The 20,628-nt window shown below is 59.0% G+C and carries 17 protein-coding genes; 6 read left to right on the forward strand and 11 right to left on the reverse strand.

Annotated elements, in window-relative coordinates:
• The first annotated feature begins 34 nt into the window (after positions 1 to 34).
• The 5 genes from ACZ9IM_RS25915 to ACZ9IM_RS25935 all read left to right on the forward strand — a co-directional run bounded on the left by ACZ9IM_RS25915 (position 35) and on the right by ACZ9IM_RS25935 (position 5,583).
• Positions 35 to 793, forward strand: a complete 759-nt coding sequence (locus ACZ9IM_RS25915; protein ID WP_476225337.1) for an SDR family oxidoreductase — start codon at positions 35 to 37, stop codon at positions 791 to 793.
• A gap of 33 nt (positions 794 to 826) precedes the next feature.
• Positions 827 to 1,783: a 2-hydroxyacid dehydrogenase gene (locus ACZ9IM_RS25920; RefSeq protein ID WP_476225338.1), complete on the forward strand. Its 957-nt coding sequence runs from the start codon at positions 827 to 829 to the stop codon at positions 1,781 to 1,783.
• A 926-nt stretch (positions 1,784 to 2,709) separates the two neighbouring features.
• Positions 2,710 to 3,273 carry an FMN reductase gene (gene msuE, locus ACZ9IM_RS25925; protein ID WP_008073835.1) on the forward strand — a complete coding sequence of 188 codons (564 nt, stop codon included), beginning with the start codon at positions 2,710 to 2,712 and terminating at the stop codon, positions 3,271 to 3,273.
• A gap of 10 nt (positions 3,274 to 3,283) precedes the next feature.
• The gene (locus ACZ9IM_RS25930; protein WP_218395868.1) at positions 3,284 to 4,471 is read left to right on the forward strand and encodes an acyl-CoA dehydrogenase family protein; all 1,188 of its coding nucleotides are present in this window, start codon (positions 3,284 to 3,286) and stop codon (positions 4,469 to 4,471) included.
• An 8-nt stretch (positions 4,472 to 4,479) separates the two neighbouring features.
• Positions 4,480 to 5,583: a sigma-54 interaction domain-containing protein gene (locus ACZ9IM_RS25935; RefSeq protein ID WP_476225339.1), complete on the forward strand. Its 1,104-nt coding sequence runs from the start codon at positions 4,480 to 4,482 to the stop codon at positions 5,581 to 5,583.
• A gap of 13 nt (positions 5,584 to 5,596) precedes the next feature.
• Here ACZ9IM_RS25935 and ACZ9IM_RS25940 read toward each other — a convergent pair whose 3' ends face one another.
• From ACZ9IM_RS25940 to msuE (ACZ9IM_RS25975), 8 genes are all read right to left on the reverse strand, one after another.
• Complete coding sequence (locus ACZ9IM_RS25940; RefSeq protein WP_218395869.1) at positions 5,597 to 6,367, reverse strand: ABC transporter ATP-binding protein; 771 nt, start codon at positions 6,365 to 6,367, stop codon at positions 5,597 to 5,599.
• A 44-nt stretch (positions 6,368 to 6,411) separates the two neighbouring features.
• Positions 6,412 to 7,737 carry an ABC transporter substrate-binding protein gene (locus ACZ9IM_RS25945; protein ID WP_008073831.1) on the reverse strand — a complete coding sequence of 442 codons (1,326 nt, stop codon included), beginning with the start codon at positions 7,735 to 7,737 and terminating at the stop codon, positions 6,412 to 6,414.
• Between the two features lie 78 nt (positions 7,738 to 7,815).
• Positions 7,816 to 8,883, reverse strand: coding sequence for a branched-chain amino acid ABC transporter permease (locus tag ACZ9IM_RS25950; RefSeq protein WP_476225340.1), 1,068 nt, complete (start codon positions 8,881 to 8,883; stop codon positions 7,816 to 7,818).
• Between the two features lie 11 nt (positions 8,884 to 8,894).
• Positions 8,895 to 9,776 (reverse strand): branched-chain amino acid ABC transporter permease, encoded by an 882-nt coding sequence (locus tag ACZ9IM_RS25955; RefSeq protein ID WP_218395872.1) that lies wholly within the window; start codon positions 9,774 to 9,776, stop codon positions 8,895 to 8,897.
• 69 nt (positions 9,777 to 9,845) lie between these two features.
• On the reverse strand, positions 9,846 to 10,637 hold the full coding sequence (locus ACZ9IM_RS25960; RefSeq protein WP_427624754.1) for an ABC transporter ATP-binding protein: 792 nt from the start codon (positions 10,635 to 10,637) through the stop codon (positions 9,846 to 9,848).
• 14 nt (positions 10,638 to 10,651) lie between these two features.
• Positions 10,652 to 11,815, reverse strand: coding sequence for an AMP-binding protein (locus ACZ9IM_RS25965; RefSeq protein WP_427624755.1), 1,164 nt, complete (start codon positions 11,813 to 11,815; stop codon positions 10,652 to 10,654).
• A 15-nt stretch (positions 11,816 to 11,830) separates the two neighbouring features.
• Complete coding sequence (sfnG, locus tag ACZ9IM_RS25970; RefSeq protein ID WP_427624756.1) at positions 11,831 to 12,931, reverse strand: dimethylsulfone monooxygenase SfnG; 1,101 nt, start codon at positions 12,929 to 12,931, stop codon at positions 11,831 to 11,833.
• A gap of 45 nt (positions 12,932 to 12,976) precedes the next feature.
• Complete coding sequence (gene msuE / locus ACZ9IM_RS25975) at positions 12,977 to 13,540, reverse strand: FMN reductase (protein WP_008073822.1); 564 nt, start codon at positions 13,538 to 13,540, stop codon at positions 12,977 to 12,979.
• A 392-nt stretch (positions 13,541 to 13,932) separates the two neighbouring features.
• Here msuE (ACZ9IM_RS25975) and ACZ9IM_RS25980 point away from each other — a divergent pair, with 392 nt between their 5' ends.
• Positions 13,933 to 15,171: an acyl-CoA dehydrogenase family protein gene (locus tag ACZ9IM_RS25980; RefSeq protein WP_008073821.1), complete on the forward strand. Its 1,239-nt coding sequence runs from the start codon at positions 13,933 to 13,935 to the stop codon at positions 15,169 to 15,171.
• 443 nt (positions 15,172 to 15,614) lie between these two features.
• Here ACZ9IM_RS25980 and ACZ9IM_RS25985 read toward each other — a convergent pair whose 3' ends face one another.
• From ACZ9IM_RS25985 to ACZ9IM_RS25995, 3 genes are all read right to left on the reverse strand, one after another.
• A complete protein-coding gene (locus ACZ9IM_RS25985) occupies positions 15,615 to 16,841 on the reverse strand; it encodes a carbohydrate porin (protein ID WP_476225341.1) in 1,227 nt (408 codons plus the stop codon).
• Positions 16,842 to 17,072: 231 nt separating this feature from the next.
• Positions 17,073 to 18,737: a glucose-6-phosphate isomerase gene (pgi, locus tag ACZ9IM_RS25990; protein WP_476225342.1), complete on the reverse strand. Its 1,665-nt coding sequence runs from the start codon at positions 18,735 to 18,737 to the stop codon at positions 17,073 to 17,075.
• Positions 18,738 to 19,151: 414 nt separating this feature from the next.
• Positions 19,152 to 20,162, reverse strand: coding sequence for a LacI family DNA-binding transcriptional regulator (locus tag ACZ9IM_RS25995; RefSeq protein ID WP_476225343.1), 1,011 nt, complete (start codon positions 20,160 to 20,162; stop codon positions 19,152 to 19,154).
• Between the last annotated feature and the right edge of the window lie 466 nt (positions 20,163 to 20,628).

Genomic DNA, 20,628 nt, shown 5'->3' on the forward strand with positions numbered 1-20,628 from the left:
CACGCCCTCGTGAATTGAAAAAGGAGATAACAACATGTCCCGTCCTTTGAAAGTGGCCCTGGTCACCGGCGCCGGTAGCGGAATCGGCCGCGCCGTGGCCCTGGCCCTGATGGCCGACGGATTCACCCTGGTATTGGCTGGACGTCGGCTAGAGCCGTTGCAGGCATTGGTCGAGTTGGCGCTCAGCGAAGGACACGAAGCGTTGGCGGTGCCCACTGATGTGCGCGACCCGGCCAGTGTCGATGCGCTGTTTGCCACCCTCACCGAGGTATACGGGCGACTCGATGTGGTGTTCAACAACGCCGGGGTCAACGCCCCTGCAATGCCGCTCGATGAGCTGACGTTCGAGCAGTGGCGAAACGTGATCGACACCAACCTCAATGGCGTTTTCCTCTGCGCCCGTGGTGCCTTCAGGCTGATGCGCCAGCAACAGCCACAGGGCGGACGCATCATCAATAACGGCTCGATCTCGGCCCATACCCCACGACCATTCAGCAGCGCCTACACCGCCAGCAAACACGCGGTGCTGGGGCTGACCAAATCCCTGGCCCTGGACGGGCGCGAATTCAACATCGCCTGCAGCCAGATCGACATCGGCAACGCCCTGACCGAGATGTCGGTGCGCATGACCAAAGGCGTGCGCCAGGCCAACGGCACCATCGCCGTGGAGCCGATGGTGGACGTCAAGCACGTGGCCGATGCCGTGCGCTACATCGCCGGTCTGCCGCTGGAGGCGAACGTCCTGAACATGACCGTCATGGCCAGTGCCATGCCGTTTGCCGGTCGCGGTTAAACCGGCTTTTTTATTCCGTTACGCGAGGTTTACATGAAGCCAGAAGTCTTGCAGCTCAGCCCGATCCTCATCCCTGAAATCAACGCGCGGCTCGATGAGTTGTTTACCGTCAGACGTTACTTCCAGCAGGCCGACAAGCAGGCTTATTTGCAAGCACACGGCGCGAACATTCGCGGGGTGATCACCGGCGGGCATACCGGTATCAGTCAGGCGCTGATGGCGCAACTACCTAAACTGGAAGTGGTGGCGGTCAACGGCGTGGGCACCGATGCGGTGGATCTGGCTTATGCCAGGGATCGCGGGATCCGCGTGACCGCGACCATCGGCGCGCTAACCGAAGATGTCGCCGACCTGGCTATCGGCTTGTTGATCGCCGTGTGCCGGGGTCTGTGCACCAGTGATCGTTATGTGCGTTCGGGGCAATGGCCCCATAGCCCGACGCCGTTGGCCCCTTTGCCGTTGGCGCGTCAGGTGTCGGGCATGCGCATCGGGATCGTCGGCATGGGCCGGGTCGGCCGTGCAGTGGCGACCCGGGCCGCGGCGTTCGGCTGCCCGATCAACTACACCGATCTGCAGCCGATGAGCGATGTGAACCACACTTTCATCGCCGATCTGAAACAGCTGGCCAGCCACAGTGATGCGCTGATTCTCGCGGCCGCCGCCGACAAGGCAGAAGCCATTATCAATGCCGAGGTGCTTCAGGCGCTGGGCACGGGCGGGTATTTGATCAACGTGGCCCGGGGCAAACTAGTCAACGAGGCTGATCTGGAGGCGGCACTGGCCGCTGGTGAGATCGCGGGTGCGGCGCTGGATGTGTTTGTCGATGAACCGAACGTACCCGAGGCACTGTTTGGTAACGAGAACGTGGTGCTGCAGCCCCATCGCGCCAGTGCGACGTTGCAGACCCGCACGCGGATGGGAGAGATGGTGGTGGCGAGCCTGGTGGACAGTTTCGCCGGGAGGATACCGCAGGGGTCTGTGACTGACTGAACGTTGGCCGCCGAGGAGACGTTGCGTCCCCCTTGGCGGCTCGGTGTCAGGTAAACAGATCGCGGAACGAAAACCAAACTCAGGGCGGTCGACGTGATCAATCCCCAATTGTAGACGTCGACGCCGAATTGACCCACGTACTCTCTCCAATGGCTTTCAGTAGTTAGTCACCTAACAATCCCCCAAAAAACCACAACTTGAATTAAGAGTCAGGGAGCCCCGTGTATACGAGTCTAGGTTCGCGGCCCTGATTTATTCGCCCTCCGCCAAGAGTGGCGATTCAAACCACCACAATTGCGTTCGCAGAGTTTTGGCTCGGTAACCTGGGTTACTTCGATACCGATCCCGATTCCTTCGATTTTGAGCAGATCCAGAATGACTGATCGAGCGCATGAGGCCGCATGTACTGGTTGGTGGTCGGGCGGCCGGACTCAGACTTACCCGGGTAGTGGGTGTCACCGCAGGCACCGTACACAGCTATCTGAGCGGCGACGGTGGAAGGTGAATGCCGTACGCCTGGGTCGACTGCACTGTTGCCCGCCCAACAGTGATGCTGAACCGCTATTGGCTGAGCAACACTTTGCCGCAGCGAGGGGCGTTCCCCGCTGATATCGGCCTGCCAAGGCCAGCCAAAGGCGACTCACCCGGCACTGGCGACCAGACAAAGCCTTAAGCTAATAACCAAAAAGTATTTACTGGATGTTTTTTAGATCATTTACATTTAATTCATGGATGCGGCAGTGTTGCCCGGTAAACAGAAGCGCCATTGTTGCTCAGGCAACAGTCGCTCAACAGTTAGCTGCCCGGGCAACAGCAGCCGAGATAACATGTTAATCCATCTTATTGTTTTTAATAGTTATTTTAACCTTGGAACAACTCTTGCTCTGATGGCTGCACATCCCGCAACTCGAACAGGAACAGACCCCATGAGCACCCCACTTAAAGTCGTCGCCGTTTCCGGTGGAACCTATCGTCCGTCGCGCACCCTGGTGCTGGTCCAGGCCATCGTTGCCGAGCTGAGCCAGTACCTGCCAATCGAAAGCCGCATCATCGAACTGGGCGACATTGTCCGCCCACTGGGCAGCGCCATGTCCCGTCAGGAGCTGCCGGAAACCGTTGAGTACGAGTTGAGTGCGATTGAGTCGGCAGACCTGCTGGTTGTGGCCGCACCTGTCTACCGTGGCGCCTACCCGGGCCAGTTTAAGCACCTGTTCGACCTGATTGGCCAGGACGCATTGATCGACACCCCGGTGTTGCTGGCCGCCACCGGTGGCAGCGACCGGCATGCGCTGGTAATCGATCATCAGTTGCGCCCGCTGTTCAGCTTCTTCCAGTCGGTGACCCTGCCCCTTGGCGTGTATGCCTCGGAGGCCGATTTCACGAATTACCAGATCAGCAGCGAAGCGCTGAAAACACGCATCCGCCTGGCAGTCGAACGGGCCGCACCGCTGTTCACCGCCAATGCCGCCGACTTGCGGAAAACAGCCTGAGGAACAGCCTGTGACCGCTCTCCATATATCCAGACTTGAAACCCCGCTGCAGATCGCCCGGACGCTCGCCGCCGAGTTTTCCCGAACCGCCGCCGAACGCGACCATTTGGGCGGCACGCCGAAAGCCGAGCGCGACGAGTTGCGCCGCTGCGGTCTGCTGGCGATGAAAATTGACCAACAATACGGTGGCCTTGGCGCCAGCTGGAGCGACACCCTGGAAGTGGTGCGCGAGTTCGCCAGGGTCGACAGCTCGATCGCCCATGTGTTCGGCTTCCAGCATTTGATGCTGGCCACGGTACGGCTGTTTTCCCGGCCCGAACAGTGGCAGCCCTGGTTCGAACAGACCGCGCGCAACAACTGGTTCTGGGGTAATGCCCTTAACCCGTTGGACACCCGCACCTTGTCAAAAAAATTTGCAGGCTATCGCGAGTTTTCCGGGCGCAAGAGTTTCTGCTCCGGCGCCTCCGATTCGGAAATGCTGATTGCCTCGGCGCTGGATGAATCCACCAGCGGCAAGCTGTTGATCGCCGCCATTCCCAGTCATCGCACCGGCATCACCTTGCACGGCGACTGGGACAACATCGGCCAACGGCAGACCGACAGCGGCAGCGCCACCTTCGAACGGGTGCGCGTGGAAGAGAATGAACTGCTGCTAGATCCCGGCCCGCTGAGCACGCCCTTTGCCTGCCTGCGCCCGCTGATCGCCCAACTGACCTTCGTCAATATCTTCCTCGGCATTGCCGAGGGCGCGTTCGAAGAGGCCCGCAATTACACCCTCAAGGAAACGCGCCCCTGGTTCAAGGCCAACGTCAGCCAGGCCAATCAGGACCCCTATGTCCTGCGCCATTATGGCGAATTCTGGGTCGGGCTGGAAAGCGTGCGCCTGCTCACTGAACGCGCCAACGCCCTGCTCGACCAAGCCTGGAGCAAGGAGCACCGGCTCGGCGCCGAGGAGCGTGGCCAACTGGCCTTGGCCATCGCCACCGCCAAGGTCGCCGCCACCCGCACCGGCCTGGACCTGACCAGCAGCCTGTTTGAAGTGACTGGCGCCCGCGCCACCCATGCCGCGCTGCGCCTTGATCGTCACTGGCGCAACCTGCGCACCCAGACCCTGCACGACCCCGTGGACTACAAGCTCCATGAACTGGGTGACTGGGCGCTCAACAAGACGCTACCCACTCCGTCCTTTTACTCATAGGCCCCACCATGCAACTACTCACGCTGCCGCCCTCACCAGCCCTGGCCACCTCGATACGCGCTACTGCGCAAGTCTTCGAAGACCCGAAATCACAGGCGCTGCTGGCGCACCTGCAACAGGTCGCGCCCAGTGACGCCAGCGTGTTGATCATCGGCGAAACCGGGACCGGCAAGGAACTGGTGGCCCGTCATCTGCACAACCTCAGCGCCCGTCGCAACAAGCCGTTTATCGCGGTCAACTGCGGCGCGTTTTCCGAAAGCCTGGTGGAGGCCGAACTGTTCGGCCACGAAAAAGGCGCCTTCACCGGCGCCCTGAGCGCCAAGGCCGGCTGGTTCGAGGAAGCCAACGGCGGCACGCTGTTCCTCGACGAGATCGGTGACTTGCCGATGCCGATCCAGGTCAAGTTGCTGCGGGTGCTGCAGGAGCGTGAAGTGGTTCGCCTGGGTTCACGCAAAAGCATCCCCATCGATGTACGGGTGCTGGCTGCGACCAACGTGCAGCTGGAAAAAGCCATCAACGCCGGGCACTTTCGCGAAGACCTCTATTACCGGCTGAACGTGGTCAGCCTGGAGCTCAGCCCGCTGCGCGAGCGACCGGGCGACATCCTGCCGCTGATCCGCCACTTCATCGCCGAGTACAGTCGTCGGCTGGGTTATGGCGAAGTGGTGCTGGATACCGAAGCCGAACAGAAGCTGGTGAATTACTCATGGCCGGGCAATATTCGCGAGCTGGAAAACGTCATTCACCACACCCTGTTGATCTGCCGTAACAATCTGATCCGTGTCCAGGACCTGCACCTGTCCAACCTGCGTATCGAACGCCAGGACGCCAGCAATACCGTCCAGGACGACAGTGCCGACGCCCTGTTGCAGCAAGCCTTCCAGAAGCTGTTCGAGGAAGAAAGCGGCGCCCTCCACGAGCGGGTCGAGGAAGCGCTGCTGCGCGCGGCCTATCGCTTCAGCCACTACAACCAGGTACACACCGCCAGCCTGCTGGGGCTGAGTCGCAACATCACCCGCGCGATACTGATCAAGGTCGGTGAGCTGGTGGTGAACAAACGCCGCCCGGCACAAGACGCCCGGACGGTCAAAGTGGTCAACCTGTCGATCTGACTGGTGCTAGCGGTCAAGCCGCTGCTCCTTTACCCGCTGTCCCGCCCCCCAGATAGAAGTCCTGAATATCACTGCGCGCGGCCAACTGCCCGGTCGTGCCTTCGCTGACGACCCGGCCGCTTTCCAGCACGTAGCCGTACTGGGCGTAACGCAGAGCCAGGTTGATGTTCTGCTCGGCAATCAGGAAGCTCACGCCGTCGCGCCGATTGAGCTGATGGATGATCTCGAAGATCTCCTCGACGATCTGCGGTGCCAGGCCCATCGAAGGTTCGTCCAGCAACACCAGCTGTGGCCGGGCCATCAGCGCCCGCCCGAGCGCAACCATCTGCTGTTCACCGCCGGAGGTGTAGCCGGCCAGGCTTTTGCGCCGCAGCTTGAGGCGCGGAAACTGGCTGTAGATACGTTCCAGATCGGCCTTCAGTTGCCCGCGGGACACCTGACGCGCAAAGGCACCCGTCAGCAGGTTTTCCTCCACTGTCAGTTGGGCAAAGCAATGCCGGCCTTCCAGTACCTGCACCAGGCCGCTGGCAACCAGGCTATGGGGCGTGCTGCGGGTAACATCCTCGCCTCGATAAATAATCCGCCCCTGCACCACCTCGCCCCGCTCGGCCCTCACCAGATTGGCGGCGGCCTTCAAGGTGGTGCTTTTGCCAGCACCGTTGGCCCCCAGCAACACCACGATCTGTCCTTGCGGCACCGCCAGGGATACCCCGCGCACGGCGAGGATTGCCTGTTCGTACAGGACTTCAATCGCGTCGATCTGCAAGATCGGTACTTGGTTCATGTTGCTCTCTCCCAAAAAAACCGGGACGCCTCCCGATTCACATCTCAGCTGTCCTGACTGCAATCGCGCGGTGTGATGCCCTTTTCCTTGGCGTACTGGTGCGACGAGGCTTCGATGATCGGCCTGAGCAAGGCACGGTCGGCCTGCACCCAGTCACTGATCAGTTTCCACTGGCTGCCATCCCACCGCTGGAAGCGCACCGCACCGCCCCCTTCATGGTCCGAGCATGACAGCTGCAAGGGTTGCACCAGGCCCAGTGCACCCAGCTCCTTGAGGCGGGCATCGTCCAGCTTGAGGTGCTCGAAGCCCCAGCGCACCTGCTCGCCGGTGAGCGGCTGCTTGCCGAATTTTTCCTGGGCAATGCGCACGGCCTCAACGTTGAGAATGCCGTTCACCACCCCCAGGTTGTAATACACGGTGCCAAAGCGTTTCGGATCAGCCAAGTCACCATTGCCCTTGGCCACCACCTGCTGCTGGATGCCTTGCAAGACCGGGAAATCGGTGCCCGAGGGGTGCGTGGTGATCGCAATAAAGCCTTTGGCGGCGGCACCGGCCGGGGCGGCATCGTCCTCGGAGTTGCTCCAGATGTTGCCGATGATGTGATCCACCGGGAAGCCGACTTTCTGCGCGGTTTTCAACGCCACCGGGTTCATCACGCCCCAGCCGCGCAGAATCACCCAGTCGGGTTTTTCCCGGCGAATGTTGAGCCATTGCGACTGCTGCTCGTTACCCGGATGGGGCACTTCCAGCAGGGTCAGCTTGAACCCGTACTTGTCGGCCAGGGTCTGCAACACCTCATTGGTTTCCTTGCCGTAGGGCGAGCCGTGATACAGGGTGACGATCTTCTTGCCCTTGAGCTGGTCCAGCCCCCCGGCCTGCTGGCCGATGTAGTTGATGATCGCCGAGACTTCGGAGTACGGGTTCAGCTGCAAGGGGAAGGCGTAGGGGAAAACGCTGCCGTCAGTGGAGTCGGTGCGGCCGTGGTTGATGGTGATCAGCGGCAGTTTGTCCGCGGTCGAACGCTCAAGGGTGGCATAGGCGATGCCCACCGACAGCGGGTTAGTGGCGGCAGCCGGCGCACCATTGAGGCCTTTTTTCAGACGCTCGTAGCACTCCACGCCCTTCTCGACCACGTACTCGGTTTCGCACTCGCTCCAGGTCAGCTTGACGCCGTTGACCCCGCCATTGGCATTGACGTACTTGAGGTAGTCGATAAAACCACCAAAAAACCCGGTACCACCGGCGGCATAAGGACCGACCCGATAGCTCTGCAGCGGGAAGTACTGTTCGTTATCCGCCTGCGCGGTCAACGTGGCAGTGCTCAGGCTGACAGCCAGGGCGAGGCTACTTAGTAGAGATCGCTTCAACATCAATGTTTTCCTTATCAAGTAATCAAGTGAAGGGTCAACCAAAGGGATTCAGAGCAATCGGCACTTACGCCGAGTCGCTCAGTAGCGCAGCGGCCACAACCGAACGCGCTCGCGGAACTTCTGCCAGAGGCGCGCCAGGCCCTCCGGCTCCTTGATCAGGAACACAATGATCAGGGCGCCAAATACCATCTTCTGCAGGTTTTCTACCTGTCCGGCATCGATCAGCCCGGCCGGCAACAAGGCCACCAGGTTCGACAGCAGCACCGGAAACAACACGATGAACGCCGCGCCTAGGAAGTTGCCGAGGATGCTGCCCAGGCCGCCGATAATGATGATAAAGAGGATCTGGAAAGATCGATTCAGGTCAAAACCGTGGGGCTCCACGGTCCCCAGGTAGGTGAAGGCCCAAAGCGCCCCGGCCACCCCGAGAAAGAACCCGCTGATGGCAAACGCCAGCAGCTTTGTCTTGAACAACGCAATGCCCATCACCGCAGCAGCGGTGTCCATGTCACGCACCGCCATCCAGTTACGCCCTAGCTCGCTGCGCACCAGGTTCTTGCCCAGCCAGAACAACGCCACCACCACGCCCAGAGTCAGCAGGTAACGCCCCACCGGCGAGTTCAGATCCACACCAAGAATCTCCAGGCGCGGTGCGCTGATCACCCCTGAAGCGCTGTTATTGGAGAACCAGCTGAAGCGGGTCAGCGCCCAGGTCACAAAAAACTGCGCGGCGAGGGTCGACACCAGCAGATAGAAACCCTTGATCCGCAGGCTGGGCAGACCGAACAGCACCGCCACCAGCGCTGCTACTCCCCCGCCCAGGGCCATGCTGAACAACAACGGCGAGCCCGGCACCCGCAGCTCGACGTTGTAAGTGGCAAAGGCGCCCACCGCCATGAAGGCCGCCGAGCCCAGCGACAACTGCCCGGCGTAGCCAGTCAGCAGGTTCAGCCCCAACCCGGCCAGTGACAGCACCAGAAACGGAATCAGAATGGCGCTGAACCAATAGTCGTTACCCAGATACGGCACACCGACAAAGGCCAATAGCAGCAAGCCGACCAAGCCGTAACGGTCCTGGCGCAGGCAAAATACCCGGCGGTCCTGGGCATAGCGAGTACTGAACTGACCGGCTTCCTGATAAAACATCACGCCTCTCCTTAAACCCGCTCGATTGCGCGTTCACCAAATAACCCGGCCGGCCGCACCAGCAGGAACAGCAACGCCAGCACATAGGGAAACCAGTTCTCGATACCACCGCCGATGACGGGGCCCAGGTATACCTCGGCCACCTTCTCCGAGGCGCCGATGATCAACCCGCCGACAATCGCGCCACTGATCGAGGTAAAGCCGCCGATGATCAGCACCGGCAAGGCCTTGAGCACCACCAGCGACAGCGAAAACTGCACCCCCAGCCGCGCGCCCCAGAGCAGGCCGGCCACCAGACCGACAAACCCGGCCACCGCCCACACCAACACCCAGACCCGTTGCAGACGGATGCCCACGGCCAACGCCGCCAGCGGGTCATCGGCCACGGCACGCAACGACAAACCGATACGGGTTTTGTTAAACAGCAGCGAAAGTGCCAACACCAGCAACGCGGCAGTCACGGCTGCAAAAATGTCGAACGGCGACAGCAGCATGCCGCCCAGTTCCAGGGGCTCGTCACTGATGCCCAGTTCCAGGCCATGTACCTGGGCGCCCCACAGCACTTGGGCGAACCCTTCGATCACGTAGGACAAGCCGAGGGTCGCCATGAACAAGGTGATCGGTGAACGGTTGACCAGCGGGCGCAACACCACCCGCTCCACCGCCACCGCCAGCAGCACCATCGCCGACAGGCTGATGACAAACGCCAGCCAAAACGCCACCCCGCGCTCCAGCAGGCTGACAAAGGTCAGCGCCGAAAACAGCACCATCGCGCCCTGGGCGAAGTTGAAGACGCCGGACGCCTTGTAGATCAGGACAAAACCGATGGCCACCAGGGCGTACATCACCCCGGCCAAGAGCCCGCCGATCAGCACCTCGAAGAAAAATTCCATGAGCCTTCCTGTTTTGCGGGCAAAGAGTCCCCTGCCACCCGATAGCTGGCGGCGCTGTCGACTCGGGGGTTAGTGGCGCGTGCCGAGATAAGCGGCAATCACCTCGGGGTTTTGCCGCACCTCATCGGGCGGGCCGTCGCCGATCTTGAGGCCGTAGTCGAGCACCACAACGTGATCGCTAATGCCCATGACCACGCCAATGTCGTGCTCGATCAACACCACGGTGGTACCCAGCTCACGGTTGATGTCGACGATGAACCGGCTCATCTGCTGCTTCTCTTCGGCGTTCATCCCGGCCATCGGTTCGTCCAGCAACAGCAAGCGCGGTTCGGAGGCCAGGGCACGGGCCAGTTCCACCCGTTTCTGCAAGCCATAGGGCAGCTTGCCGACAAGGGTGTCGCGCCACTGTTGGATGTGCAGAAAATCGATGACCCGTTCGGCCGCCTCCCGCTGGCGGTCGTCTTCGCCCGCAGCGCGGCCGATGCGCAGGGCCTGCTCAATCCAGCTGCTGCGACGCTTGAGGTTGCGTCCGGTGAGCACGTTGTCGAGCACACTCATACCCTTGAACAAGGCGATGTTCTGAAAGGTGCGGGCAATGCCGCGCACCGCCGCATCATGCGGGCGCATGCGCCGGTGCTCTTCTCCGGCAAAGCGGATACGTCCTTGCTGGGCCTGGTACACGCCGTTGATCACATTCAGCAGTGAGCTTTTGCCCGCGCCATTGGGGCCGATCAAGGCGCAAATCTCCCCGGCGGCCACGGCAAAGCTGATGTCGGTCACCGCCTTGACGCCCTTGAACGACAAGCCAATGTTTTCCAGCACTAGCAGATGTTCAACCTTTGTCGCCTGTGTTTGTGCCATGAATCATGTCCTTGTCAGGCCGGTTGCGTGCTGTCTTCGATCCAGCCGTTGACCAGCGGAGCTGGCCACGGCGCGGGGCGGTGCCACTGTGCCGGATCCGGCCAGGTGCGTACCTCAATAGCCAACGCCTGGAAAAACGCCAGGGCTGGCGGTGCAAGTGCCTCGCCCACCAGCAACGGCGCACGGGTACGAGAAAAGCCGAGGACATCGCGCAACGGCCGGCGGATCAGCCAGTACCCCAGGTGCCGTTGCAGCGCACCGGGTGGCGCCACCAGCGCCCAATCCACCAGACGCCGGCGCCAACTGCCTGGCTCCGGCAAGCGGGCCAGGACCTGGGTATGCAGGCGCTCGTAGGTTTCCCGGGTGCCGGCCACCAGCGTCGGGCCCAGCTCGCGCCGGTCCTGATCGCGGGTCTCCAGATTTTCCGGAAAATTCAGGCGAAAGCCGGCAATCAACCAAGGCGCCAGCAAATAACGCGCTTGACCACCCGCGGCAAACGCTCGCGCCGCCAGGGCTTCTTCCTGCCGCCCCAGCTGCTCGCCGTGCACCAGGCGCCGGCCTTCCTGTAGCAACTCGGCGTGGCTGATGCGCTGCTGCTCGAGGCGCTGCACCGCGTCCAAACGATAGAAAGCAAAGGCTGTGCGCTCGGCGCGGGCCTGGGGCTCCAGCCGGTGATCGCTGCCTTGCTGCTGCAGATGTGCGAACGCCAGGGTGTCACCGGCCTGACTCACCTCAGCCAGGCCGCGGCCGTCGGCGTAAATCAGCAGCCTGGGCGCCAGTCCGGCGGCGCGCAGGCGCTGAATCTCCTCATGACCTTCAGCGAACACCCATTCCCTGTGCAGCTCACGTAGCAGCGGCACCTGAGCGGCCGCAGCTTCCAGCGGATCCAACAGCGCGGCCACGCCGCCCAACCACTGTGCCGCCAGGGCAGCGATCAATGCCTCCGGCCGCGGGCGGCTGACAATCACCAAAGTCGCACCAGGCACAAAACCACGCGCCTGCAAGGCTGTGGACAGGCGTTGAACCTCAGTGGCCAGTTGGCGCCAGGTAAGCACCTGCCACACCCCCAGGCGCTTATGGCGCAGGGCGATGCCCGTCCCTTGCTGACGTGCCTGATGTTGCAGCCACTGCGGCAAGGTACCCGCGACGGGTTGCGGGTTATCGATGAATGTCGGCATGACCTTTCCCGTCCCTTACACCAGTGCCGCAGCTTTGGTCGCCACAGCCTTGCGCTCCAGCTCACGCACCAGCGGCAACACCTTGCGGCCGAAGTACTCCACCTCCTCCTGAAAGTGCAGGAAGCCACTGAGCACCAGGTCCACGCCCACCGCCTTGAGTGCGACGATACGTTCGGCAATCTGCTGAGGTGTACCGATCAGGTTGGTCTTGAAACCATCGTTGTACTGCACCAAGTCTTCGAAGGTGGACTTGGCCCAGTTGCCTTCGCCTTCCGGGCTGGAGGCACCGGCGTTCTTCGCCTCGCTGCCGAAACCGTTGACGGCCTCGGGGTCGGCCTTGGCGATAATTTCCTGCAACACCGCGCGGGCCTCAGCCTCGGTTTCACGGGCGATGACAAAGGCGTTCACCCCAACTTTCACCGAGTGACCATTGATCGCGGCCTTGGCCCGAATGTCGTCGACCTGGGCCTTGATGCCTTCGACAGTGTTGCCGTTGGTGAAGTACCAATCGGAGACCCGCGAAGCCATGTCCCGCGCCGCGCGCGAGCTGCCGCCCTGGAAGATTTCCGGGTGCGGTTGCTGCAGTGGCTTGGGTTTGAGGGTGTAGTCGTGGAAGCGGTAGAAATCGCCATGAAAACTGAAGTTGTCCTGGGTCCAGATGCCCTTCAGCGCCTGGATGAATTCTTCCGAGCGACGATAGCGCTCATCGTGGTCCAGCCATGGCTCGCCAATGGCGCGGAATTCGCCCTTGAACCAGCCCGACACGATATTCACCGCGACGCGACCGTTGGTGAACTGGTCGATGGTGGCCAGCTGTTTGGCCGCCAGCACCGGACTCCATGGGCCAGGCAGGATGGCCGCGATCACCTTGAGCTTCTCGGTGGCGGCCAACAGTGCGTGGCTGATGGTCACCGATTCGTGTTGGTTTTCGGCGCCATAACCGGCAGTGAAGCGGATCTGTGACAAAGCGTATTCGAAGCCGGCCTTTTCGGCGATTTGCGCCAGCTTGCGGTTGTAATCGATGTCCCAGCTAGTGCGCTGTTCGATCTTGCTGACCACAAGGCCGCCGCTGACGTTGGGAACCCAGTAGGCAAACTTGATGTTGTTCTGGCTCATTGCATGTACTCCATGATTCGTTGAAATGAGGGTTGACCCGGGACGTCAGGCTGCGCTGGTGTCCGGTTGAACAGTCGGATTGAGGCTCAGTACCGCCGACTCGACAGCGCGCTCGATGCGTTCGAGCAACTGCGGGCTGGTGATCTGGTAATCGGTGAAATCGGCTTCGGCGGCATACACACCGATGGGCAAGCTCAGGGCCTGGAAAAAGCCGAACAGCGGGCGCAACTGGTGATCGATGATCAGGGCGTGACGGTCCGAGCCACCGGTGGCGGCCAGCAACACCGGCACGTTGTTCAACGCCTGGTGATGGACGAAATCGAACAGGTGCTTGAACAGTCCAGTGTACGAGGCGCGGTATACCGGGCTGGCAGCAATCAGCAGGTTGGCCGTTTCAATGGCCTGCAGATCGGCCTCGACCGCAGCGGGCAAGTCTTCACGGCGCAGCACCCCGGCAAACTGCGGGCCGACCTCGGACAACTCGATCAGGTGCAGTTCGATCGGCAGTTGTTGCGCAAGACCGGCGATCAGCGCCTTGAGCAACACCAGGGTGCGCGTAGGCCGCTGCACGCTCCCGGATACCGCGACCACTTTCAGTGTATTGCCCATTGCCCGTCCTCGTGGTGGCAGAGGCCACCGCGGCACCTGCACAAGGACTAGAGCAGCAACCGTGCCACTTCAATAATTCAATATAAATCAATTAGTTATACAGTTTTCGTAAAACGCCGCAGTGTCGTCCAACGGACAGGCTGTTGATCAACTGTTGCGCTCACAACAGTTGTCTCGTGGCGTTTGGCACGAAGCCCCGCCCGGGCCGCTGTTGTCGGGCGGTCAGCGCTTCAACAAGTTGCCCGGCAGGCGACAGGAGTGAGCGCCGTCGACACCCCGCACGCCCTGTAAAACGGCTTTTTACAGCGCCAGGCACGACCTGTGCACTGACAGCAGTACGCAGCAGATCGACCGCTCTGTTGCTTCTCTTGCCTTCCATAAGGAGCTGCACCATGACAGTCCAGCAACAACACCTGCCACACCCCCTCTCCACCGGTACCGACTACCAGGCCCTGGCCGAGCGCTTCCGGCCGATCTTTGCACGCATCGCCGCCGGCGCACTGGAGCGCGAGCAAAGCCGCAGCCTGCCCTTTGAACAAGTGAAATGGCTGAAGGAAGCCGGCTTTGGCGCCGTGCGTGTGCCGATCCAGTACGGTGGCGCCGGCGCTTCCCTGCCCCAGCTGTTTGAGTTACTGATCGAATTGGCCGAAGCGGACTCCAATTTGCCACAGGCGTTGCGCGGTCACTTTGCCTTTGTCGAAGACCGCCTCAATGCCCAGGCTGACGCACCACAGGACACCTGGTTCAAGCGTTTTGTCGAGGGTGATCTGGTGGGCAATGCCTGGACCGAAATCGGCAGCGTCAAGATCGGCCAGGTCGGCACTCGCGTCTCGCGTCTGGGCGAACACTGGGTAGTCAACGGCACCAAGTACTACAGCACCGGTAGCATCTTCGCCGATTGGATCGACCTCTATGCCCAGCGCGATGACAACGGTGCCGACGTGATTGCCGCCGTCCGCGTGCAACAACCGGGCATCTCGCAGAGTGACGATTGGGATGGCTTTGGCCAGCGCACCACCGGTAGCGGCACCTCGGTATTCGAAAACGCCGTGGTGGAGCCTGAAAACCTGCTCGACTTCGCCACCCGCTTCAAGTACCAGACGGCCTTCTATCAACTGGTGTTGTTGGCGGTTCAGACCGGTGCCGGCCGTGCCGCGGTGCACGACATCACGGAAGAAGTGCGCAAGCGCACGCGCATCTTCAGCACCGGCAATGCCAGCCACGTCAGCCAGGACGTCCAGGTGCAGCAAGTGGTGGGCAAGGCATCGGCGCAGGTCTACGCCGCACACGCCACCACCCTGCGCGCGGCGACCGCCTTGCAGGTGGCGTACGAAAGCCGCTTCGCCCATGACGAAGTCGCCGAACGCGAGGCCAACATCGCCGCCGAACTGGAATCGGCCCAGGCCCAAGTGGTGATCGCCGACCTTGTGCTGCGCGCCACCAGTGACCTGTTCAACGCCCTCAGCGCCTCGGCCACCAGCACCGGCAAGGCCTTCGATCGTCACTGGCGCAACGCCCGCACCGCGGCCTCGCACAACCCCCTCATCTATAAGGAACGCATTATCGGCGACTGGGAAATCAACAGCACCGAACCGCCCTACGTCTGGCAGATCGGCGCTGGATCGAAGTAAGCCGACATCACGCCCCAGCACCTGCACCTGATCGGCCAGCGACGAAGCACGGGCCAGCAACGCGTCTGGCCCCTGGCTCGTCGCTACGCCCAGGAACCAACGTCCCTGGGCGCGGCTCTGGATTCGCTCGATACCGCCATGCAACAAGCTGACCTGCCCACCCAGTGCCTGGCCGACGGCAAGCGCACTCTCAAAGAGACGGGTGCGCATTACGTATATTCCATCTAACGCAACGCCCTATTTCACATTCCAACTCGAATAGGATTTCAATGTTCGAGCGACTATGGTGCTGAACGTCACAACGTTCAGCACCATCTGACTCGCTCACTTCCTCTCGCGGTTCACCACTCCCTTCCTGTTTGAGAGGAAGCGTTGGATTGCCCTCGCTATCCGCCGTTGTTGAAGCAGATCCGGGCTGATTGTCAGCCCTGTCATTTCAGGATTTATTTCCACCAATACTCGATCTGAACACCTACGTTGGAGCCTTGCAGGTCTGTACCAAACGCACCGGTATCAGACAACGCCGATCCCGGAGATTGCAAGCTGGCGGCGCGTTGCGCAGCCTTGTTCCAGGTAGCGTAGGTGTAATACAGACGAAATTCCGGCCTGTCCCAGAATCCCGGGCCCTTCGGTGACCAGGTAGGCGCGATGGTGTACTTAGTGAGTTTTCGGGTACCGTCTGCAGCTTCAACCTGGTCGCGCCCAACTTCGGTGATCAACTTGAACTGGTCCGTGAACGCATAAATTGGCCGAACACCAATGGATAACCAGTTCTGATCATCACCATCAGGGCGCGTGTCTTTTTGATAGACCAATTCAACTTGACCACTAAAGGCATGAGTCATTTGCCAGTCGAAAAACTCCACGAGCCGCCAGCTCTTGTTGCTCTCATCCAACGTGGTATCACCGGTGTAGCCCAATGCGGTGCCCGGCCCTCGGCCGTATTGAACAGCGAACTTGTTGACTCCGCCAAGAAACGCGACCTGCTTGTGCTGGGCAACCACCGACCAGCCCTGATGAGCATTCTCGCGGCTCGGCTTGTCCAGATAACTGACGCCCAGTTGAACCTCGCCACCGGGATTTGTGTTGAATCCACTGACGGTCACATCATGACGGGTAACAAAATCCTTTTGGAAGACGTTGTCCTTGCGTGAGAACACGTAGCTGTATTTCAGATCTCCCAATACGACCTGGTCGAACCCAAAGCCTGTTGAGCTTTGGTTCCAGTAGAAGTAGTCGGAAATATTGATGTCGTTTCGGTTGTAGTAACGACGGCCCGCCCAGAAAGAACCGCCATTCAATGCCGGCATCTTGCTCCACTCAGCGTAGAGCTGACTCATCCGCGTATAGCCGTGCTCCCCGTCAAATTTTGGTTCATGGCCATACTCGTTATAAAACTGTGCCATGCCTTCCACGCTGACCACCGAGCCGTCGTCCAGTGAAAGCAGATCCTGGCGCAAATCCAGCTCCAGATATTGCTCACATTCGTTGCCAAGACGGTATTTGGATTGCGCGCCCGGTAGCTGAAAACACGACTGTTTCCCTCCTTGAGTCGAATCTCCAACTCCGGTTCTGAAATAACCACTGAAGTCTGTTGAATACGCGTCAACGGGCAAAAAGCCGACAGCAAAGGACGCACCCAGAACTGCGCTGAGAGTTTTAACGTTCATTCATAACACCTTTTGTTTGTTATATTTATTGGATAAGGCCGACGCGAACAGCACGCTTTTAATCAAAGTACGCGGTTAACTCCCACGCACCTGTTTCAGAAAGGGAAATACCAAGTTAAATCGAATAGAAAAGGCACCGCTGAACCAATGAGAAAAATCCAGGCATTGCCGGCGCAAAGTGACCAGACGAGCTAGCGATAAGGCATTAGTCCCGTCCAATCTTATGAGGCTCTACCCCCGATGACGTCCTCGGAAGAAATCTATAAGACCCTGCGTCGAGGAATCATCAGCCGGTTGCGCGTCATAGCGAGTCAGGAGGCTATGCACGCTGTTACTTAGCTCCTTGCCCAGTTCCACGCCCCATTGATCAAACGAATTGACTCCCCAAATTACGCCCTGGACAAAGACCTTGTGCTCATAAAGGGCGATCAGCGCACCAAGGCTATGTGGATTGATGATCTCAAGAGCAACTGTATTGCTTGGCCGGTTACCGGGGATCACTTTATGCGGTGCCAGTCGTTCAATCTCACTGGATGAAAGGCCTTTGGCTTTTAGCTCTGCCTCAGCTTCACTGCGGGTTTTGCCCCACATCAGCGCTTGGCTTTGAGACAAGCAATTGGCGTACAGCCATTCCTGATGATCAGCCACTGGATTGTGGCTGACCACAGGCACAATGAAGTCAGCTGGAATCAGAGGCGTTCCCTGATGCAGCAACTGGTGGTAAGCGTGCTGTCCGTTACACCCCACGCCGCCCCAGATTACCGGGCCCGTGGTGCAAGACACTGACGTGCCATCATGACGAACACTTTTGCCATTTGACTCCATGTCCATCTGCTGCAGATGCTTAACGAAGTTGCGCAGGTAATGGTCATAGGGCAAGAAAGCATAGCTTTGCGCACCCCAAAAATTGTGATACCAAACGCCGAGTACCGCTAAAAGAACAGGAAGGTTCTGTTCCAATGGTTCGTTCAGGAAATGCTGATCCATAGCGTACGCGCCGGATAGCAGTTCCTTGAAGTTAGCGATGCCAATGGCCAGCGCAATCGGCAGGCCAATTGCAGACCATAGTGAGTAACGGCCACCGACCCAGTCCCACATAGGAAAAATGTTTGCTTCACGGATGCCGAAATCCAGCGCTGCCTGGCGATTACTGGTCACAGCAATGAAATGGCGATATAGCTTCTCTTCCGTCCCGCCCTTAGCCAAGTACCAGCTACGAGAAGCTTGTGCATTCTTCAAGGTTTCAAGAGTACCGAAGGTTTTGCTGGAGATGATGAACAGCGTTGTTTCTACGTTCAGTCCGGCTGTAACCTCTCGGAACTCACTGCCGTCGATATTGGCTAGATAATGGCACCGCACCCCATGCCGAGCAAAAGGCGCCAGCGCCTCAGAGACAAGCTCCGGGCCCAGAAATGAGCCACCAATACCAATGTTTACGACATCGGTGATGACCTTGTCGTTGTAACCACGCCACAGATGGTTATGGATACGACTCACAACGTCAGTCATCTGCGCCAGGGCTCCATGCACATCGCGCATCAAGTTGCGACCATCGACCATCAAAGCGTCCCCCACTGGTCGCCGCAGCGCCGTATGCAGCACTGGGCGCCCTTCGGAGCAGTTGATTTTCTCTCCACTGAACATGGCACGCGCGGCCTGTTCCACGCCTGCCTCGCGAGCAAGGTTTACAAGCAATGAACGCGTTTCGTGAGTGATGAGGTTTTTGGAGTAATCCAAAAAAAGCCCGCAGCCCGCCAAGGAAAAGTCTTGAAAGCGTTTACTGTTATCTCGAAAGGCATCGCGCATACTAAAATTTTTCATGCTCTCCCGATGGTCGAGCAGATTGCGCCATGCCGGCAGTGCAGTCACATCATTCGTTTTGTTGTAGTTATTCATGCTCAGCCCTTCTTCGCCAATACGGCTTGTGCCGTCTCAATCAACTCTTTTCTTGCCATTCAAATGTGGGCGCTTTGTAATTCTGCAAACGCAGAAGCGCCATCACAGGAATAAGCCCTGCATTGTGCAGTTACGACCCATTATCGGATTTACTCCCGCGAGGGCCAGCGTTCTCCATCGCGATTCAAATAAATGTCTATCTCTATAACGAAATCATTGAAACCTGAAGAAAACAAAACCGAACGCGGGGGCACTCAAGCAGAAAACACTGCAAACATGCATATCCGTGCATGACAAATGGAAACCAGGTGCCAGTCATTTAGTTTCAAAGTTATCCAGGCGGCGAGACGTGGACAAGCATCAAATAATTCACGTCTGCACCGCTAGATCCTCAGGACGAAACCCTGAGTACAGTCATTTTGGAGTGCCGCAAGAATCTCGCTGGATTAAAGAGGGTTTCAATCTAATAGTCTGACGTCTACCCTCAGGTTGCTTGATACGCTTCAATAAAAGCTTCACAGCCTGGGCTCCGAGCTCCTCGAGAGGTTGCGCTACAACTGTCAGTCTTGGGCTAAAAGCATCCGCCCAGTCGAAATCGTCAAAGCCAACCAGCGCGATATCCTTTGGCACCTCAAGCCCCGCTTCACGAAGAGCCTGCATTGCACCAATAGTCATCAAGTTGTTTGCAGTCATTATTGCGGTGGGCGGGTGCTCTAGCGATAGCAAACGGCGCGTGGCTTCCATTGCCGGCGCAATCGCCGATTCACCACAGCAAACCAATTGATCTTCGTACTCAATTCCAGCGTCAGCTAAAGCCGCACGGTAACCGTCAATTCGCTCATGAGAAGAAGACTGAGTCAATCGTCCGGATACCATCCCGATACGCCGATGACCCAGCTTAATCAAATGTGCAATCAACTCTTGAGAGGAGTGCTTATTCTCTACCCCCACCTGATCAAAAGACGTCGAGAGAAGTCGATCGATGAGAACCGTGGGTATCTTGTTGGCTTTTAAGTAATTAAATACTCGATTTTCTGGATCATATTCCGAAGCGAGTACAATCCCGTCAACACGTCGCTCATGCAGTGCCTTGACCGCTTTGAGTTCCTGTTCCGGATCTCTTTGCGTATTGACCAATATCATCATCAATCCGCTTTTCGCGCATGCCGCTTCGATGGCACGTACTGTTTCACTGAAGTAATAGTTTGAAAGCGTAGCAATCGCCACGCCGATAGCACCCGAACCCGAAGAGGAGCGAGCCAGAGACCGAGCGAGTGAGTTTCGAATATAGCCTACGGACTCTACAGCCTGATTCACACTACGGACGGTGTCAGGATGTACTTTACGAGTACCGTTGAGAACATGAGATACCGTAGACATTGATACGTTCGCGGCTCTCGCGACATCGCTCATCTTTGCACCCACTGTGCATCACTCCTTTCTCACGTGATTTGATGGATAGCGCTGAACTCATGTCCAGTTGCTACCTATTGTAAAGCTCACGGCGAGAAAATGCGTCGATGGCTCTCGGAATTGATGCCGGGGCGAGCCCGCAATTTCGTGAAAGACCCAGCGAGATGCGCAGCGCATCTGAAGTCTGTGAATCGAGATGGTGGAATCCGCTATGCAGCATAGCCGGGCACTCCTTTTTATTATCGTAGCGATCATCCTGCGAACCAATTGATGGACGCAGCAGCGCTTGTTGAAAAAAGCATAGCCGAGACGAAAGCGCTTGCGCAAGCGCTTTTCTAACATCCTTTTTATGTGCTCTTTGATCGGGGCTTCCCTAGGGGATGGACGTTGAAGTGCTTTTTGGAGAATTCCTCGAACGAAAAGGAAAGCGCTTGCGCAAGCGCTTTCCTTTCGACTATGTTGCTCAAACAAGAACACC

The sequence above is a fragment of the Pseudomonas sp. TE12508 genome, assembly GCF_056279485.1.

What these genes read in the sequence shown, in the direction of transcription:
- ACZ9IM_RS25915 (WP_476225337.1), top strand. Translation starts at nt 35, where the DNA reads ATGTCCCGTCCTTTGAAAGTGGCCCTGGTCACCGGCGCCGGTAGCGGA.
- ACZ9IM_RS25920 (WP_476225338.1), top strand. Translation starts at nt 827, where the DNA reads ATGAAGCCAGAAGTCTTGCAGCTCAGCCCGATCCTCATCCCTGAAATC.
- msuE (WP_008073835.1), top strand. Translation starts at nt 2,710, where the DNA reads ATGAGCACCCCACTTAAAGTCGTCGCCGTTTCCGGTGGAACCTATCGT.
- ACZ9IM_RS25935 (WP_476225339.1), top strand. Translation starts at nt 4,480, where the DNA reads ATGCAACTACTCACGCTGCCGCCCTCACCAGCCCTGGCCACCTCGATA.
- ACZ9IM_RS25940 (WP_218395869.1), bottom strand. Translation starts at nt 6,367, where the DNA reads ATGAACCAAGTACCGATCTTGCAGATCGACGCGATTGAAGTCCTGTAC.
- ACZ9IM_RS25945 (WP_008073831.1), bottom strand. Translation starts at nt 7,737, where the DNA reads ATGTTGAAGCGATCTCTACTAAGTAGCCTCGCCCTGGCTGTCAGCCTG.
- ACZ9IM_RS25950 (WP_476225340.1), bottom strand. Translation starts at nt 8,883, where the DNA reads ATGTTTTATCAGGAAGCCGGTCAGTTCAGTACTCGCTATGCCCAGGAC.
- ACZ9IM_RS25955 (WP_218395872.1), bottom strand. Translation starts at nt 9,776, where the DNA reads ATGGAATTTTTCTTCGAGGTGCTGATCGGCGGGCTCTTGGCCGGGGTG.
- ACZ9IM_RS25960 (WP_427624754.1), bottom strand. Translation starts at nt 10,637, where the DNA reads ATGGCACAAACACAGGCGACAAAGGTTGAACATCTGCTAGTGCTGGAA.
- ACZ9IM_RS25965 (WP_427624755.1), bottom strand. Translation starts at nt 11,815, where the DNA reads ATGCCGACATTCATCGATAACCCGCAACCCGTCGCGGGTACCTTGCCG.
- sfnG (WP_427624756.1), bottom strand. Translation starts at nt 12,931, where the DNA reads ATGAGCCAGAACAACATCAAGTTTGCCTACTGGGTTCCCAACGTCAGC.
- msuE (WP_008073822.1), bottom strand. Translation starts at nt 13,540, where the DNA reads ATGGGCAATACACTGAAAGTGGTCGCGGTATCCGGGAGCGTGCAGCGG.
- ACZ9IM_RS25980 (WP_008073821.1), top strand. Translation starts at nt 13,933, where the DNA reads ATGACAGTCCAGCAACAACACCTGCCACACCCCCTCTCCACCGGTACC.
- ACZ9IM_RS25985 (WP_476225341.1), bottom strand. Translation starts at nt 16,841, where the DNA reads ATGAACGTTAAAACTCTCAGCGCAGTTCTGGGTGCGTCCTTTGCTGTC.
- pgi (WP_476225342.1), bottom strand. Translation starts at nt 18,737, where the DNA reads ATGAATAACTACAACAAAACGAATGATGTGACTGCACTGCCGGCATGG.